Below are 1,401 nucleotides of genomic sequence, written 5' to 3'. Positions count from 1 at the left end.
ATCGTTCTCGGATCTGGTCCTGGGGGCTATGTGGCGGCGATCCGTGCGTCGCAGCTGGGGCTGAAGGTTGCGATCGTGGAGCGGGAGCTTCTGGGCGGGATCTGCCTGAACTGGGGGTGCATTCCGACGAAAGCGTTGCTGCGCTCGGCGGAGATTTTCCACCATATGAAGCATGCCAAGAGCTTCGGGCTGGAGGCAACGGGGGTTTCGGCGGACCTGTCGGCGGTGGTGGCGCGCTCGCGCGGGGTCGCCAAGCAGCTGAACCAGGGCGTCACGCACCTGATGAAGAAGAACAAGATCGCGGTGCATATGGGCGAGGGCCGTCTGGTGGCGCCCGGCAAGTTGGCGGTGAAGGGCGACAAGGGCGAGGTCGAACTGTCGGCCAAGCACATCATCGTCGCGACGGGTGCGCGGGCCCGCGACCTGCCTTTCGCCAAGGCGGACGGCAAGCGGGTGTGGACCTATCGCCATGCGATGACCCCGACCGAGATGCCCGAGCGTCTGCTGGTGATCGGGTCGGGTGCGATCGGGATCGAGTTCGCCAGCTTCTACAATGACATGGGCGCCGATGTGACGGTCGTCGAGATGATGGACCGGATCGTGCCGGTCGAGGATGCCGATGTGTCGGCCTTCCTGGAGAAGGCGCTGAAGAAGCAGGGCATGACGATCATGACCGGGGCTGGGGTCGAGGCGCTCGACGTGACCGGCTCGGGGGTGAAGGCGAAGCTCAAGGCGAAGGACGGCAAGGTCTCGGAAGCCGAGTTCAGCCATGTGATCGTGGCGGTCGGGATAGTTCCCAACACCGAGACTATCGGCCTGGAGGCGGTCGGCGTGAAGGCCGAGCGCGGGATCATCGCGATCGACGGGCTGGGCCGGACCAATGTCCCGGGGATCTGGGCGATCGGCGATGTGACGCCGGGTCCGTGGCTGGCGCACAAGGCGAGCCATGAGGGGGTGATCGCGGCCGAGGCGATCGCGCAGGCGCTGGGCAATAAGGATGTCCACCCGCATGCGATGGACCGGAGCAACATTCCGGGCTGCACCTATTGCCACCCGCAGGTGGCGAGCGTGGGGCTGACCGAGGCGAAGGCGATCGAGGCGGGACATGAGGTGAAGGTCGGGACCTTCCCCTTCGTGGGCAACGGCAAGGCGATCGCGCTGGGCGAGTCGGAGGGCTTCGTGAAGACGGTGTTCGACGCGAAGACGGGCGAACTGCTCGGCGCGCACATGGTCGGCGCCGAGGTGACCGAGATGATCCAGGGCTATGTCGTGGGCAAGACGCTCGAGACGACCGAGGCGGAACTGATCAACACGGTCTTCCCGCACCCCACGATCAGCGAAGCGATGCACGAGAGCGTCCTCGCCGCCTATGGGCGCGCGCTCCACATCTGAAGCCGGTCG

The 1,401-nt window shown here is 66.0% G+C and carries 1 protein-coding gene; it reads left to right on the top strand.

The annotated features are described in order from the left end of the window. On the top strand, positions 1-1,392 hold a 1,392-nt coding region (gene lpdA, locus ACNI3R_RS20400; RefSeq protein WP_426187066.1), incomplete at its 5' end, for a dihydrolipoyl dehydrogenase. Positions 1,393-1,401 lie beyond the last annotated feature (9 nt).

It is taken from the genome of Rhizorhabdus antheiae, from assembly GCF_049889055.1.
Classification (GTDB): domain Bacteria; phylum Pseudomonadota; class Alphaproteobacteria; order Sphingomonadales; family Sphingomonadaceae; genus Rhizorhabdus.
This window is presented reverse-complemented; position numbering and strand designations above follow the sequence as displayed.